The organism is Litoribacter populi, from assembly GCF_007483685.1.
Lineage (GTDB): Bacteria > Bacteroidota > Bacteroidia > Cytophagales > Cyclobacteriaceae > Litoribacter > Litoribacter populi.
In genome coordinates this window covers 549,221-564,667 of the sequence record NZ_VMKN01000001.1, presented here as the reverse complement: position 1 = coordinate 564,667, position 15,447 = coordinate 549,221, and the positions used below count along the sequence as shown (strand labels likewise).

12 protein-coding genes are annotated in these 15,447 nt (G+C 42.7%); 4 read left to right on the top strand and 8 right to left on the bottom strand.

What is annotated here, in order from left to right; genetic code table 11:
* Positions 1-131: 131 nt before the first annotated feature.
* The 6 genes from FPL27_RS02275 to FPL27_RS02250 form a co-directional block, all read right to left on the bottom strand.
* Complete coding sequence (locus tag FPL27_RS02275; RefSeq protein WP_143959551.1) at positions 132-908, bottom strand: Rossmann-like and DUF2520 domain-containing protein; 777 nt, start codon at positions 906-908, stop codon at positions 132-134.
* A gap of 491 nt (positions 909-1,399) precedes the next feature.
* On the bottom strand, positions 1,400-3,928 hold the full coding sequence (gene ccsA, locus FPL27_RS02270; protein WP_143959550.1) for a cytochrome c biogenesis protein CcsA: 2,529 nt from the start codon (positions 3,926-3,928) through the stop codon (positions 1,400-1,402).
* A 62-nt stretch (positions 3,929-3,990) separates the two neighbouring features.
* Complete coding sequence (locus FPL27_RS02265; RefSeq protein ID WP_143959549.1) at positions 3,991-4,389, bottom strand: cytochrome c maturation protein CcmE domain-containing protein; 399 nt, start codon at positions 4,387-4,389, stop codon at positions 3,991-3,993.
* Positions 4,390-4,421: 32 nt separating this feature from the next.
* Positions 4,422-4,664, bottom strand: coding sequence for a CcmD family protein (locus FPL27_RS02260; RefSeq protein ID WP_143959548.1), 243 nt, complete (start codon positions 4,662-4,664; stop codon positions 4,422-4,424).
* A complete protein-coding gene (gene ccsA / locus FPL27_RS02255) occupies positions 4,665-5,342 on the bottom strand; it encodes a cytochrome c biogenesis protein CcsA (RefSeq protein ID WP_143959547.1) in 678 nt (225 codons plus the stop codon).
* A 284-nt stretch (positions 5,343-5,626) separates the two neighbouring features.
* Positions 5,627-6,283, bottom strand: a complete 657-nt coding sequence (locus tag FPL27_RS02250; protein WP_143959546.1) for a heme exporter protein CcmB — start codon at positions 6,281-6,283, stop codon at positions 5,627-5,629.
* A gap of 164 nt (positions 6,284-6,447) precedes the next feature.
* Here FPL27_RS02250 and FPL27_RS02245 point away from each other — a divergent pair, with 164 nt between their 5' ends.
* Genes FPL27_RS02245 through FPL27_RS02230 form a run of 4 tightly spaced genes read left to right on the top strand, consistent with a single transcriptional unit; the run spans position 6,448 to position 13,212 of the window.
* Complete coding sequence (locus FPL27_RS02245) at positions 6,448-9,081, top strand: TonB-dependent receptor (protein WP_143959545.1); 2,634 nt, start codon at positions 6,448-6,450, stop codon at positions 9,079-9,081.
* Between the two features lies 1 nt (position 9,082).
* A complete protein-coding gene (locus FPL27_RS02240; protein ID WP_143959544.1) occupies positions 9,083-10,153 on the top strand; it encodes a DUF4249 family protein in 1,071 nt (356 codons plus the stop codon).
* Between the two features lie 18 nt (positions 10,154-10,171).
* Positions 10,172-12,130, top strand: coding sequence for a hypothetical protein (locus FPL27_RS02235; RefSeq protein WP_143959543.1), 1,959 nt, complete (start codon positions 10,172-10,174; stop codon positions 12,128-12,130).
* A gap of 11 nt (positions 12,131-12,141) precedes the next feature.
* Positions 12,142-13,212, top strand: coding sequence for a DUF4249 family protein (locus tag FPL27_RS02230; RefSeq protein WP_143959542.1), 1,071 nt, complete (start codon positions 12,142-12,144; stop codon positions 13,210-13,212).
* Here the strand turns inward: FPL27_RS02230 and FPL27_RS02225 are convergent.
* Both FPL27_RS02225 and FPL27_RS02220 read right to left on the bottom strand, forming a co-directional pair.
* The gene (locus tag FPL27_RS02225) at positions 13,204-14,409 is read right to left on the bottom strand and encodes a class I SAM-dependent methyltransferase (RefSeq protein ID WP_143959541.1); all 1,206 of its coding nucleotides are present in this window, start codon (positions 14,407-14,409) and stop codon (positions 13,204-13,206) included. The genes FPL27_RS02230 and FPL27_RS02225 overlap by 9 nt on opposite strands.
* Positions 14,410-14,415: 6 nt before the next feature.
* Positions 14,416-15,405, bottom strand: a complete 990-nt coding sequence (locus FPL27_RS02220) for an aspartate-semialdehyde dehydrogenase (RefSeq protein ID WP_143959540.1) — start codon at positions 15,403-15,405, stop codon at positions 14,416-14,418.
* Positions 15,406-15,447 lie beyond the last annotated feature (42 nt).

The window sequence follows — 15,447 nt, the reverse complement described above, 5'->3', positions numbered from 1 at the left end:
ATAAATAACAACACGAAAACCAAATTTTCCAACGGAAAACAGCCCCCCTTAAATCTCCATTTTATCCCCGAATAGGCACCGTGAAACTCCGTGTCAAACTCAATGGAACTCTGAGTCCTTTTGTAATGCATTCAATTACTATCAATAATATCCTGGCTCACCAATCTATAGATCTCTGCAATGGTCTCATTGTAGTTCAAAAACTGGTGGTGACTTTCCAAAGTATCCATATCCCCCCTAAGGGCAGGACCGGTCTGTGCTCTTCTGGCACCCATTTCCAGGGTTTTGGTCATGGACTCGATGATCAAGGGTTTGAGCATTTCGAAATCCAATCCCTGCCTGTGCATAATTTCCTCTGCGATCCTCACCATGTGGTTGGTAAAGTTGCTTGCAAACACCGCCGCAATATGCAGCGCCTTCCTGTCCTTAGATTTAACTACATATTGAAGGGGCGATATCGACCTGGCAAGCTTTTTTAAGATCAGCAAGGTCTGCTGATCATCCGACTCCAATAAAATAGGCACTTGCTGAAAGTCCACTTCTTTACCCTTAGTGAAGGTCTGCAATGGATAAAAAATCCCGGTATAAGCCGCTGAGCTATATCCCAAGATCTCCAAGGGTACACTTCCCGAGGTATGAACAAGAATGCTTTCCTCCGGCAAAATGATCTCATCGGCCACCTCAGAGATGGCGCTGTCACTTACCGCAAGTACAAATATTTCAGCTTTGCTGTCCGTAAAATCCAGACTATCGGTCGCCTCTCCTTGATAAACCCGCTCGGTCCATTTTTCGGCCTTTTCAATACTCCTTCCATATATTTCGGTAATCTCATGCCCGGCATCCTCAAAGGCAGATGCCAAATGCCAGGCGACATTACCCGTACCAATGATCGCTATCTTAAAATGCATAGGTGAATTTATGGATTTTCTGTTGAGATTTTGTTAAAACGTATCTCAACTCAGCAAAAAACTACTGCCAGGTATATTTTTTGTGAATAAACAATCATAAATATTAAGCCGATGGACTCCAAACTATCACTACCATTAAATCTGACTGCTTGAATCTATCCAAGCGTTATCTTTCAGACAACCTTCCTTTATATTATCACAATCAATAAATAAAGCAATCCACTACATAGTGCTAATATTCAGACATATCCAACCCCACATCACTCAGTGTCCACTCTCAATCCACTCCGTCAAAATACATAGTGGGTACGGAGTGGGTTCGGTGTGGATACGGAGTGGCTGGCAATGTATGTTCAATTTGTCTCCTGGAAAAGATGGAGAAGAAGTGCTTTTGATTCAACTTACACAATCCTAAAGCCTACTGCGCCTATAAACGACAAAGCCCTCAGGTATTCCTAAGGGCTTTGTTGCTAATTGTTAGAAAGGACCTTTTATTCAAGTCCTTTGTCACGCATTTTTATAAACTCATCATAGCGACGGTAGATAGCCACGCCGAAACCTATAAGCATCAGCAAGGTCCCTGCCCATAAGATATTGATATGGGGTTTGACCATGGCCTTCATCACCACGTAATCTTTTTGGTAGCGGTTTACCTTGAAGCTAAACTTATTCTCCTCTGGGATAATGTTGTTCAGCTCAACCTTTACTCCAAGTTCCTGGTCGATAACTGGAACACGGCCCACCTGGTTGCCACTGATGATGAAAATTGGTTTCAACCTCTTTTCAATGTCATTGTCATATATTATAAGATTGGCTTGAACGGCCACATCGCCTTCTTTAAGATTCAAGCCTTCCACTTCATCCAAGACTTCACCGCTTTCGAAAGTGGTTACATAGTCACTGATGTGGAACTGCTCTCCTGGAGATGCTTCGTAAAACTCATCATCTTTCCACTCCGGCTCATCGTAATCATTGATGGCTGAAATGTGAGTATAAAGGTCCTTGCCTACAAACCATTTGGAATCCGGAGAGGATATCAACCCCATGGTCGGGTTAGGCTGGGACATTGGGTAAAGGGTGAATTTATAATCATCCCCTTTGTAATATTCGATCTCAAAGTAGCTGTTTTCTTCCAGCACGATCTCCACTTTCTCACCCTTTTTATGATAGGTTTTTCCCTTGACTTCAATGTCCGCTAATGCAATTGCCTCATTCACCTTTTCGGTGCTCTGAAGTTTGTTGACGCTTACATAGCCAGGTACACCGGATACTTTCTTATGACGACCACGGTAGATCACATCGTATTCCAGCATCTGCAGAGGTTTGTTGATCCAGAGCAGGACGTTTTCCTTATTAAGCTCATCCTCCCAGTCCTTCTTGTAGGTCAATCCTGACATGTTGGTAGAGATGACTTGGGAATAACCGGATGAGAACATCACCCCAATCAAAATCATACCCAATCCTATATGGGCCAAAGAACCTCCAGCCAATTTAAAACTGGATTTCCTAAGAATTTTAATCAGTATAGTACCATTGGCTATTATGGTAAATGCACCAGCCACCACGATAACGATATAGGAAATGTTATAAACTTTTCCCAACGTGATGATGATAGCCGAAACAATCATGGCTATTACATAAGGCACAGTCAAAGCATCCTTCAACGCTTTCTTATCCATTTTCTTCCACCAGAAGAACTGGCCAACTCCTGTCAATATCGCCAAGGCCACGGCAAACCATAACTGGAACTTGCTGTAAAACTCCTCCTGATTTGCAGGTGGGGCCATGTTGGAAATACCACCAAAGCTTTCGATCACGGCATTGAAAACCGGGATCGAAGTGGGTAAAATCACCTGGAAGGCCATCAAACTCAATGTAGTGGCTCCAATGAAAATCCAGAACTCACGGCTATAAACAGAAGCCTCTTTTTCTGAAGAAGGTATATGCTTCCATACTTTGGCAGAAATGAAAATAGCCACAAACAGGAAGAATAAAAGGTAAATCAGTAGTTGACCGGAAAGTCCCAAGTCAGTAAATGAGTGTACAGAGGTATCACCAAGCACACCACTTCTCACTAGGAAAGTTGCATAAAGCACGAGGATAAAAGAAGTGATCACCAATACGATGGAAGTCTTCAAAGCTGTACTGCTTTTCTTGTACGTGATCATGGTGTGGATAGAAGCCACGAGGATCAACCAAGGTACGTATGAGGCATTTTCAACCGGATCCCAGTTCCAATAACCCCCAAAGTTCAAGGTCACATATGCCCAGTAGGCACCCATCATAATTCCCATTCCTAAGATAAATGCGGAGAAAATAGTCCATGGCAAGGCAGGACGGATCCATTCCTTATACCTGCCAGTAGCAAGTCCACCCATCAGATAGGCAAACGGCACCAAAGTAGAAGCGTAACCCAAAAACAGCGTTGGCGGGTGAATCACCATCCAAATATTCTGCAATAGCGGGTTCAAACCCGTACCGTCTTCAGGGACAAAATTAGGATCAATGCTGAAAATCGGAGCATTGGAAACATCCCTTAAAAGGATGAATGGGGAGCTACCGATTTTAAGGTCACCTATCACCACACCCAAAATCATGGATACTAGAAATGCCTGTACCAATGCAAACACCACCATCACAGGACCTTCCCATGATTTGTTAGTATGCACTAGCACGATTCCCAAAACCACATTCCAGAAAATCCACAAGAGAAAACTCCCTTCTTGTCCTTCCCAGAAACTGGAAATCATATAATGTACCGGCAGGGCCCGAGAGGCATGCGAGTAGGCGTAAAAGTACTCGAATCTGAAATTATAAATGATGTTGAAAAGTATGGCTACAACGGCGATACTGGCCACTGCATGCACATAAAAGGATATCCTGCTGAATTTCCGCCAACCTGCCCGCTCGAGTTCGTTAGCTAGGGTGTATTTATAATAAGAAAAGGCCGTCACGATGGAACTTACAAAAACTAAGATCACCATGAAATGGCCCAGGTTACCAACAAAGGTATTAATCATAATTATAGGGGATATGTATCAGGGGGCTAATCCCCCCAGAAGTACTTTTAACCACTCATTTATTAAACTTCCTCCTGATATTTGGAAGGGCACTTCATCAAAATCTTGTCGGCCACGAAAAGGTCATCTCTTTTGTAAGAGCCGATCACCACAACTTGTTCAGAGCGGTGAAAGTCTGCCGGAACAGGCTCGTTATAGAATACCTTTTGCTCCACTCCGTCATTGTCTACCATCATAAAATGGAAGGAAGTTTTATCCTCGCCCACTTCGATGCCTACCACATTGCCGGTGGTGTTTTTCTTCAACTCACCTACCACGTGGATTGCTTTATCATTGCCATTAATGGCCATGGTGCGAGCGGTGTTGAAACTTTCATAAGTACTGGCGCTGCCCATCATGGTGATGATGATGACTATCGCGATTGCAATCACGCCAATGCCTAAAATATGTCCTTTTTTCATAATAATACTGGGTATGCAGGCCTTCTTAAACCTTAATTATTAAAATGCTCTTCGAGTTTGGTAATCTTTCTTTCCGTATTGATCAGATAAAGGAGAATTCCTCCCATTATGATCCCGATAATACCGACTACCACATAAATTTTCCCCTCAGACCTCATTACATCCGCCATTTCGATACGGTCATTTTGATAATCTTCTTCTGAAATGCCGATTTTTTCCTGGGCCACTGCATTGAGGCTAAAGCAAAGGAAAAGAATAATGAACCACTTTTGCATTTATACTTGGTTAATAAGTTTGTCTTCAAGTTTTCTTTCAAGCCTTCTGTATCTCACCCTCACTGTAGCGATCCATGCTCCGAGCAAGGTCCAACCTATGATGGCGGGATAAAACACCATTCTCAGTTTGCTGTCCAGATCATAGGCATTAAATCCTGGGTTACCACCGTTGCCTGGGTGAAGGCTGTCGGTAAGTCTGGGTAGCACGAAAATCAAGGGGATATACGCCGCAAAGGCAAAGATGTTGTACACCGCACCGATTCGGGCACGCTGGTGAACATCTGTAAGGGAATTTCTAAGTATCAGATAGGCAAAATACATCAGCAAGGCAATGGCAGAACCGTTTTGCTTTGGATCTCCGCTCCAATAGTCGCCCCAAGTAAATTTGGCCCAAAGCATGCCGGTAGCAATACCCAGAACACCGAAAAGTATGCCGGCTGAGGTAAACTCAATAGCCATGTCGTCATCTTTAAGGTCTCCTTTACGAAGATACTTGATGCTGTAATAAACAGCGATCACCAACATGATGATCATGCCAAACCACATGGTCACATGGAAGTGCAATGCCCGTATGGTTTCGTTAAGAATGGCCAAGCGGGGCACGTCTAAGAGTAGGCCAGCAATCAGAGTATATGCTAATAACAAGATCGCCAACACTTTCCACCAGTATGCTTTCATTTCAATTGTTTTGCTTACTAATTGCAAAAGTACGGCATAAGTTCCTGATTTCAGCCCTTTTTGGCTAATATATTACCTATCAACAACTTACCGGAAATATCTCCAATTTCCTTTTTGCATATGAATTGTATTTGCCTCGATTCTATTTGTGACATCCTGATCTCTTCCCAAACCAAAAGCAGTAAAATCTTCTGATTTGAGGTTTTCAGTAAGATTTTCTTAATGTTATTCAAGAAAGCAAACCGAAATTGGAAAAGAAAAACTTAATCTACGAATAGTTCCAATCAGCTTCGCCAGATGTAAGGGAAGAGGATATAAGCCACTGCTGTGACTATGGCATTGATGGCCATTAAGGTTATCAGTTTGTCATAACTCACTCCCCGATCAAGTCCGTCAATGGCATTTTTAGAAATGTTGATGGCCATTAGAAGTATAGGGATGATGATTGGAAAACTTAAGATTGCCATCAGGGTTGCGTTATTTCCAGCCTTGGAGGCTATTCCCGACACCATGGTGAGGCAAGCAGAAAATCCCACAGCACCTAAAGCAAGGTTGGTTATAAAAAGTAACTGGTCCTCCACCGGGTTCCCCAAAATCACCGAAAAGACCAAATAACCCAGCAGAGCCAATAATAAAGTCAGCAGGGTGTTGTATATGATCTTCGAAACGATGATGGCTTCCGGAGAGGCAATCATGTAATAATAAAGCTGACGGCCCTGGTGCTCCTGAACGAAACTTTTGGCTACAGCATTGACTGCCGAAAATAATATGATGATCCAATAAAGTGCATTCCAAGTGGGAATTGACAGGGCTCCCTGCACACTCAGATATGTAATGAACACGGCGCTGACCACATAGAGCAGAATACCGTTGAGGGCATACTTCTGCCTCCACTCAAGCGTCATCTCCTTTTTGATCAATACTGCGACTTGGTTCCACATGGGTGCAAAGATAACAAAGAATGTGGGACACCTAGACCCAAATTACCGTCCAAATAAAAAAGAATTGTTAAAGATTAAAAGTTAAAATTATTCATTAGTTTGTTCAAATATTTCTAAAGATGTAGTTTAGGAACTTCATTGAGAATAACTTTATGCTTGCTTAGATGAAAAGATACATTTTTCCCCTTTTGTTTACCCTTATCTCCAGTTCACTGTTTGCCCAACACATTACTGATGAGAAAGAAATTGAGTTTATTAATGCGGTAAACCTTTTTGAGTCAAGCACTGGCATTAAGGTGCTTTTCCGTAAAGATTATCTACGTAGGTTGGACTTGGATCAGGAAAGCTTTTCGGTAACTCTGGACCTACTCGAACAGGTGACGGAGGGAACTTCCATGTCTTATTTTTTGATAGAAAACACCTATGCGGTTATCTATCCTCGATCTATGAGGGATCGTTACCTCTCTAGCCGGGCTCGGCGAAAAGCGGACCCCACAGCCATTCACCGCTTCCAAGGGAGGATTATGGATGAAGAAACAGGTCTTCCGATCCCCGGAGCCTTAATGTATATTCCCTCGATGGAGTTGGGTATCACCACCGATGAGCGTGGGCGCTACAGCACCGATCTTCCTGAAGGGACGCACGTAGCAGTATTCAGTGCTATGGGCAAGGAAACGGAGAGAAGGATTATTAGGGCTTACAACCCGGTAGAAATGACCATCTCCCTTTTTGAGTCCATGACTCAAATGGATGAATTTATTGTAACGGACCGTTCTATAGACCATAATGTAAGAAGTATAGAGTTAGGGGTAAATCGACTAAACATCAAGGAGCTGAAACTGATGCCACCCCTGTTAGGAGAGGTAGATATCATCCGCAGCATTCAACTACTCCCGGGTGTTTCTACCGTAGGTGAGGGTGCTTCTGGCTTTAACGTTAGAGGTGGAGGAGTTGACCAGAACCTTATCCTAATGGATGGAGCACCTATTTTCAACCCATCCCATATGTTTGGATTTTTCTCCATCTTCAATGCTGATATGGTGGAAAATGTAGCCTTACACAAAGGTGACATACCGGCCAATTATGGGGGCAGACTTTCTTCGGTACTCGATGTGACCATGCAAGAAGGGAATAAGGAAAAACTTAAAAGTGAGGGCGGGATAGGATTTCTTAGCAGCAGGCTAAAGCTGGAAGGCCCTGTAAGCAACAACACTACAGTAGCTGTGGCAGGCCGAGTGGCTTACCCAAACTGGATCATGCACCGCATTCGTAGCTCCACACTTCAATCCAGCAGTTCTTATTTCTATGATGGTAACATCAAGATTAACCATCAGATCAACGATAAAAACAACATAAAGCTTTCCGGGTATGCCAGTAACGATTATTTCAGGGTTGGTTCTGACACGGCATATTCTTGGCAAACTCACCTTGCTTCGCTAAAATGGTCGAGCATTATCAGCGAAAAACTGGCCTCGGATTTTACTGTGGCCTATTCCAATTATACCTATAATGTAGAAGGAACGGGAGCACCACTTCAGTTTCGGATGCAGTCCGACATCAATTATTTTGGCATTGACCACAATTTTGAGTGGAATCAGAGCGACTATGCCAATATCACCTTTGGCTATAATGCCAACCAATATGCCATGGGAATGGGAACCATGGAACCCACCACAGAGAACTCAACGGTAATTCCAGAAGTGATTCCTACTGAAAGAGGAATTGAGGCAGGACTGTTTGTCAATTCCGAGATATTTTTCAGCGACAAATGGGCCGCACAGGTAGGCATGAGGTATTCCACCTTTTTGCCAATGGGGCCGAATGATACAGGCATCTATCAGGAAGGACTTCCGAAAAACCAAAATACGTTCATAGGCAATCGAACCTATGAAAACAATGAGGTGATCACCAGATACGGAGGTCTTGAGCCTCGGGTAGGACTAAGGTATGCGACAGGTGAAAACAGCTCATTGAAACTTTCCTTCAACAGAAACCTACAGTATATACACCTCCTTTCCAACACCATGGCCGCTGCGCCTGTTGATTTGTGGAAACTCAGCGATTATCATGTGGGACCACAGGAAAGCTTGCAGTACGCCTTGGGTTATTACCAGAATTTTGACAATAACATCATTGAAAGCTCCGTGGAGGTCTATTACAAAGACTTTCAAAATATAGTGGAATTCAAGGATGGCGCCTCTCTTTTAATGAATCAAAATCTGGAGCAGGAGCTACTTGGGGGAATTGGACATGCATATGGAGCCGAATTTTTCCTGAAAAAACGTCACGTAAAACTCACCGGCTGGGTTTCCTACGGGTATAGCCGAACCATGAGACAGGTAGTAAGCGAATTTGAGGAAGAAACCATCAATCAAGGAGAATTCTTTCCTTCAAATTGGGACCAGCCGCACGACCTAAGTGTAGTTGCTACCTATCAATTGACCAGAAGACTTTCCTTTTCCGGTAATTTTAATTACAGAACCGGGCGGCCTATCACTCTTCCAACAAGCATTTACACCATCAATGACAATATCGTCATCGACTACAGCCATAGAAACCAAGGCAGAATTCCTGATTACCACCGCTTGGACCTTTCCCTCACCTATGATGGCAACCAGCGAAAAAGCAGCACCTATAAAAGCAATGTGACATTGGCATTCTATAATGTTTACGCCAGAAGAAACCCATTCTCTTGGTTCTTCAGCCCGACGGGTGCTGGCACTGTGCCAAGATCTTACCGACTTGCTGTCATAGGAACCATGATCCCATCTCTTACTTACAACTTCCAATTCAAGTAACATGAAAAGGTTAGTTTGGATATCAATTGTAACAGGCATGGGTCTAACCTCATGTATCGATGAGGTCAACCTTAGGACTGAAGGGGAGGAAACACGAATTGTAGTCGATGCCTGGATTTCCAACGATCCGGAAATGTCCTATGTGAAGGTTTATGAATCATCTCCGTTTGTATCTGCGGATTTTCACATTCCTTTTGAAGATGTACCTCTGAGCGGGGTTTGGGTGGAAAAACAGGATGGGTTTGCTACCAGTTTTCGAGCTCCTTACCCTGAGCAGCCTGGAGTTACGGTTTATAAACCATTTGAGGAATATGATATTGAACCTGGAGACCGATTTAGATTAAATGTGATATTGGCCAATGGTAATCATATTCAATCCGATTGGCAGCAAGTTTATCAACCTGCAAGGAGCATCGAGTTTGATTATGAAATGTCCTTTCAGACTGTTTTTATACCCACCTGGAACGGTGAACCTTTCGCACAGCAGCGTGAATTTTATGACTTCAAGGCACGCGTGGAGAAAGCCAATTCCCAAGCAGATCATAATTACTATGTTAAAGCAATGGGTATTGAACAGATCTACACCTCTAGTATGAGTGAATTTTGCACCTGTACCTGCTACATGACCTATCCTAACCTCAATTATTCCTTGACTGCTGTAAATTCGACCTCCCCGGCCAGTACCTACACGGTACCTATGGGAAGCATGACAGCTGGAAGAAACACAAGGTTCTACCTTAAAGCAGATATTTATTCTGTATCGGATCAAGCGGCAGGCTATCTGTCAAGTATCGGAGTGCAACAAACCAACACCGGAAGCATCTTTGACCCCATGCCGTTCAAAATCTCAGGTAACCTGAAGAATTTGGACAATCCAGATGAAGAAATTTTGGGCCAGTTCTTTACCGCTTACCATACTTATCACGATGAAATGATAAACCGGGCGAGTCTCTTTCTCGAAAACAGGGACAAAAACATCAAAATAGTTTATCCAGAAGCCGTCACTGGCTCTTGCCAGGAAGCCTACCCGGACGCCGATATTGTAGCGCCAATTCCATTTAGGATGCATTAATGTAAAATTTTGATTTTTATGAAATTAATTAAGACATATATTATTTATACCCTGATTTCCCTATTTGCTCTTAATAGTGCAAAAGCGCAACAGACAAAGGAGAAACCTTTTGAAGATTTGGCAGAGACCCTTAAGATCATGACCAATCAGGAGCTGTATTTTGCCGGGGACAAGGTCTGGTTTGGGTTGAAGCTGCTCAAAAACCACAGGAGCCATAAGTTCAGCAAGCTCTCCTATGTAGAAATCTACAATCCGGACAATGATCTCATCCATCGGGAAATGTTGCTCTTGGACAACAAGGAAATGGCTTATGGGGACTTTATCCTGCCCGACAACCTGGAAGATGGGGAATACAAGATTTTTGCATACACCCAGTGGATGACCAATTTTCCATCCTACAAAATTCCAGCGAAATCTATTTTGGTAACCCAAATGGGGCAGGAAAACACAACAGGTGAAGGACAGCTCTATTACTCCACCAAGGATGGAGAAACACCTGAACTGACACTTTTCCATACATTTGATGAGCCCTTGATCATCGAGGTGGAAGAACTTGACGGCACTGGCAAATTAGTGCTGGAAGAAATTCCACCTTTTGAAAAAGTGGACAGCAAGGTGATATTTGAAAACCAGAAACGGATCAGGTATGGTCAAAACAGGGAGGTCATTACTCCGAACTTGATCAATTTCCATTCTTCCAATTATACTCTTAAACTTCCAGCTAACAGCTCAGAGATATCCCATATTGTAATCCATACCGATGTGTTGATAATTGACACTTTGTACAAAAGTGATGCAGTAAACAGGGTAATTACGCTAAACAGAGAAAATCACAACAGATATCCTGAAATCCAAATCAGTGTTTTCGGGAAAGAAAACCAACTTCTTACCCACCAATACCACCACCAGAACACTTCCTCCAACCTCCAAGTGAGCGTCAATCGGAATGTGAAAGTAGGAAATGAAAGTTCGGCCATCCTTCGCGATGAGCAGGCAATGTTTGGACATGCATTTGCTTGGGTTAAAAATCCAGAAGTACCTGAAATCGAAATGCTTGCTACTGTCCTCAACAGTCCTTCTTGGAAAGCAGTGGGAGAAAGTAGTAAGCATAACCAAAACTACCTATTGGCCAGAAAGGAAATCGAGAAAAACACTAATCCTGATAAACAAAAGGACTTTTTGCCTTTATTGACTTACAATCCTCTTAAAAGCAACCTTAAATCTTTACGTCCAGATTTATTTAAATCCAACAAATCCATAAATCTCCCTAATATCGAAGACATAGAAACCTTTGAAGTGAAAAGAAGGGTATTTCATGAGCATTTCGAATATGACACCAGGGTATCGATTCCCGTCTCGCCTTACAGTGTGGACAATAGCTATTGGGTTCCGGATTATGAGGGTTATCGGGATCTCACCACATTTTTGAAGGAGGTGGTGCCGCAGATAAGGATCCGGAAAGATTCGGAAGATAAGACAGAGATCAGAATTTTTAATCCCAACATGGATAGGGTGCATTTCAAAAACACACCATTGTTGTTAATTGATTTTCATAAAATTGATGACCCCGACTTCTTGCTCAATTACGATTATGCTCAGATTGATAGGATTGAAGTTATCTATTTGAGAAATTCCATTGATGAAACCAACCTTGGGGGAAAGGCCGAAAACGGTGTTTTGGCATTGTTCACCAAACAAAATGATTATAAAATCAAGCATAATCCTGATCCCTCCAAATATATCTTGCGGGAACTGGATGTGCCGAGAATACCGGCTGGAAATGTCTTCCACCAAGAGGCCAACTCTGCAGTAACCTTAAGCAAGCCTCAATCCTGGAATCCAAGCATCAGACTGACCAGAGGCAGATCGAGGATTAATTTCCAGACTTTGGAGGAACCAGGCAGGTTGCAAGTGGAAGCTTTCTTCTTCAATAACGCAAATTGGGGATCGACAAAAAACGAATTAAGGGTAAATTGATTGCCACACCGATGAAAAGGATACTATCCCTTTTGCTTTGCCTGATTCTGTCTGCTTGTATAGATGAGGTACACATACCCAATGACAACATAGAGCCTAAACTTGTGGTAGACGCATGGGTGTCTGATGATTGGAACATGTCTTACGTGAAAATATACCATTCGGCTATTTTTCAATCAGGTAGCCACCATCTTCCTTTTGGCCACCCAAAAGTATATAAGGTTTACATCGAAAATCAGAATGGCGAGGAAACAGATTTTGTATATATGGGCCAGCACTCTTATGATAGGGAACTGAAATTCCAACCTAGACCTGATTGGCAATTTGAAGAGAACGACAGCTACAGAGTCAATATCATCATGGAAAATGGCGACCATATCCAGTCCAACTGGCAAGTGGTTATGCCAAAAGTAAACATTGCCAGTTTTTCGGAGGAAATAGTGGAAAAAACTGTTTTTGTTACTCCACTCAACGGCAATCCTTTTCCTCAAAAGCATCATTTTTTGAAACTGATGGTTGACATTGAAATCCCTAACCCGAATTCAGGACATAACTACTTTGTAAAAACTAGTGGGATTGAAGAACTGGTTACTATAGGTGAAGGTGATTTTTGCACATGCGAATGCTATGTAAATAAACCCAATGTCATGGGGTACCTCAATGTTAAGCATGAGCCTACTTTAGGCAGTTCCGTTGCCAAAATAGATGTTGCTGAAATGTCCTTATTTAGATTGTCAAAATTCTATCTTGACCTAACTGTATATGCAGTGACAGAACCCGCTGCGGCTTATCTAAAAAGTATTTCCAAGCAACAGACCAGCACAGGCAGCATTTTCGACCCTATGCCTTTCAAAATCTCGGGCAACCTGAAGAACCTTTCTAATCCGGAAATGGAAATATTGGGTAATTTCTTTACTGCTAATAGTAGTCGAGAGGAAAAAATGGTGAGAAGAATAGAGTATCACTCAATTTTTCGACACCTTAACATGAGAAGAGAAAGTCCACCATTGGTAGAGGCCACTTGCCTGGAGTATTATACTGATAGCTTTACAGAAACGCCAGCACCATTCATCTTAAGGTAAACCTTGTCTCCTCTCACAATGAAAAAGCCTTGGCTTGCCATCAGCCGTGGTCGTGCCAATCAGATAATCATCGCCCCCATCCTGAAGCTTAAACTTCTTTTTGATGTCTTCTGCTTTTTGGGGATGATTGCGAGTAATTACATTTACTTTCCCTTTGGGAAATAATTGCTTGAATACTTTCTTGTCGGGCTTCAATTCCTTAATAACCTGGAAAACCCTGGCAGGAAGTTTAATTTCAGATGGTGATGATGATGTGTATAGGTGACTATTGGGATGGATTTTAGCAAGTTTATACTTATCAGCAAAAGACTTAAATCCACCGGCTTTTAAAATGGAAGCGCTTGGTTCATAGAGGTATTTGCCCACCTCCCCAAAATTGATTTCCAAAAATGCTTCTTCCGAATAGTTAAAGGTGAAATCAGGCTCTTCAGTTTGAAGGTTGACACATTTAACTTTCGTCTCTACACCATCATGATTTTCTTCCCTAGAAAAAAGTAACACCTCCTTCACCTCGTTCTTGACACTCACTACGTGAACTTCCTGCACATCCGGCAATTCACTCAAGACCGCTTTGATGTCCAACATAGGGCTAGCTTTTATCAGGATGTTTTTCCCTGATTTCTTCAGCAAATCCCAATGAGCCACAATGTCAGGTTCGCAGTCGCTGAGCTTATAAAGTTTCTGATTGTGCTCCCCTCTTCGGGCTGGGTCCACGTAAATCCAATCAAAAATGGATTCATTTTCCCGAAGGAAATCCAGAGAGTCCCGATGATGGACTTTTATTTTACCGCCAGAGAGTTTTTGAAAGTTGTTTTCCGCCAATTGGCAAAGCTTCTCATCCCGTTCAATATAGGTAGCGGAATCCAGTTTTTCACTTAAAAAAAAAGTGTCCACCCCGAATCCACCTGTGAGGTCCGCAAGGGATTTACCTGAAACATATTGTCCTTTATATGCAGCGGTAATCTCTGAGGAACTTTGCTCCATCGATAAGGTGACAGGAAAAAAAAGATTGGGATTTTCAGCCCAGGAAGGTAGTTTTTTCTTAGCCTTTTGCCTTGCGGAAATCTGCTGAACGGCAAATTTGAGATCAAAATCAACCTTGTTCTGATACTTCAAAAGCAATTGTGCAGGACTATCACTGAGATGGTCCTGCACAAACTTCTGAATTTGTTCTATTTTATTTTCTGAAAAATGCATCAGCTTTTACACCAAGCTATGGTCCACCAAATATTGGGCAATCTGAACGGCGTTCGTGGCCGCACCTTTACGTAGGTTGTCAGCAACTACCCACATATTCAACGTATTTGGCTGCGATTCATCCCTTCTTAAGCGCCCTACAAACACCTCATCCCTTTTATGGGCATTCAAGGGCATAGGGTACACATTGTTTTGAGGATCATCCTGTAATACTACACCTGGTGCCTGGCTTAGCAATTCACGGACTTCATCCAATTCAAAATCCTGGTGAAATTCCACATTTACGGATTCTGAATGGCCTCCCATCACTGGAATTCTTACCGTAGTGGCTGTCACCTGGATATTATCGTTGCCGAAAATCTTCTTGGTCTCCTTGATCATTTTCATTTCCTCTTTGGTGTACCCGTTGTCTTGGAAAACATCGATATGAGGCAACACGTTGAGGTCAATTTTATGCGGATAGACCATTTCAGCTTCACGGCCTTCTCTTTCGGCCATCATTTGGTCTACGGCAGCTTTACCTGTACCGGTGACGGACTGATAGGTGGATACCACGATCCTTTTGATACCATACTCAGCATGCAGAGGCGCAAGGGCCAATACCATTTGGATGGTGGAGCAATTTGGGTTAGCAATGATTCGGTCGTCGATACGCAGTGACTTTGCATTAATTTCCGGAACCACCAGCTTTTTGTGAGGATCCATCCTCCAAGCCGAGCTATTATCGATGACAATACTGCCCGCTTCGGCAAACTTTGGTGCCCACTCCAAGGAAGTGTCTCCACCAGCTGAAAATATCGCAATGTCAGGTTTTTCGGAAACAGCCTGGTCCAACCCTATTATCGTGTGCTCTTTCCCCTTATAAGTGATCTTTTTGCCCACAGATCGCTCGCTGGCCACAAGCAACAATTCATCATATTTAAAATCATGATTGGCGATAACCTCAAGAATCTCAGAACCTACCAATCCGGTGGCACCCACTACAGCTAATTTCATTTACCTATTGCTTTTGTTATTTAGTTTTATTTATCTTTATGT

Excerpts from the sequence above, each read along its gene's own strand:
- FPL27_RS02260 (WP_143959548.1), bottom strand. The coding sequence starts at position 4,664 with ATGCAAAAGTGGTTCATTATTCTTTTCCTTTGCTTTAGCCTCAATGCA.
- ccsA (WP_143959550.1), bottom strand. The coding sequence starts at position 3,928 with ATGATTAATACCTTTGTTGGTAACCTGGGCCATTTCATGGTGATCTTA.
- FPL27_RS02235 (WP_143959543.1), top strand. The coding sequence starts at position 10,172 with ATGAAATTAATTAAGACATATATTATTTATACCCTGATTTCCCTATTT.
- FPL27_RS02265 (WP_143959549.1), bottom strand. The coding sequence starts at position 4,389 with ATGAAAAAAGGACATATTTTAGGCATTGGCGTGATTGCAATCGCGATA.
- FPL27_RS02230 (WP_143959542.1), top strand. The coding sequence starts at position 12,142 with ATGAAAAGGATACTATCCCTTTTGCTTTGCCTGATTCTGTCTGCTTGT.
- ccsA (WP_143959547.1), bottom strand. The coding sequence starts at position 5,342 with ATGAAAGCATACTGGTGGAAAGTGTTGGCGATCTTGTTATTAGCATAT.
- FPL27_RS02245 (WP_143959545.1), top strand. The coding sequence starts at position 6,448 with ATGAAAAGATACATTTTTCCCCTTTTGTTTACCCTTATCTCCAGTTCA.
- FPL27_RS02225 (WP_143959541.1), bottom strand. The coding sequence starts at position 14,409 with ATGCATTTTTCAGAAAATAAAATAGAACAAATTCAGAAGTTTGTGCAG.
- FPL27_RS02240 (WP_143959544.1), top strand. The coding sequence starts at position 9,083 with ATGAAAAGGTTAGTTTGGATATCAATTGTAACAGGCATGGGTCTAACC.
- FPL27_RS02275 (WP_143959551.1), bottom strand. The coding sequence starts at position 908 with ATGCATTTTAAGATAGCGATCATTGGTACGGGTAATGTCGCCTGGCAT.
- FPL27_RS02220 (WP_143959540.1), bottom strand. The coding sequence starts at position 15,405 with ATGAAATTAGCTGTAGTGGGTGCCACCGGATTGGTAGGTTCTGAGATT.
- FPL27_RS02250 (WP_143959546.1), bottom strand. The coding sequence starts at position 6,283 with ATGTGGAACCAAGTCGCAGTATTGATCAAAAAGGAGATGACGCTTGAG.